The sequence below is a fragment of the Xenorhabdus sp. BG5 genome (assembly GCF_015163665.1).
In the GTDB taxonomy this organism is placed as follows: Bacteria; Pseudomonadota; Gammaproteobacteria; order Enterobacterales; family Enterobacteriaceae; genus Xenorhabdus.
Map to the genome: position 1 here is coordinate 1 of NZ_JADEUG010000117.1, position 252 is coordinate 252.

General features: G+C 45.6%; 1 pseudogene. It reads left to right on the top strand.

The window, feature by feature from the left end:
• Positions 1 to 252 (top strand): annotated as a pseudogene (locus tag IQ209_RS18845) (IS4 family transposase); the annotation flags it as partial.

The following is a 252-nucleotide window of genomic DNA, read 5'->3' on the forward strand; positions in this document are numbered from 1 at the left end:
TCAATTGCGCTATCTGGGGCTTAATAAAGAGGAAGCAGAAAAGCAGAGCTGTGAAATGATCCTGAGTCCGCTAGCGTGGAACTTACTGTGGTCAAAGCAAAACAAATCGAAGCCACCGAAGAAAGCCCCAAGCCTCTACTAGGCCTATATTAACCTCGGCAAGCTTGCAGGTTGGTACGATTCAAAACGTAATGGTCGAGTAGGATGGGAAAGATTATGGGAAGGATGGTTCATATTACAAACCATCCTGGA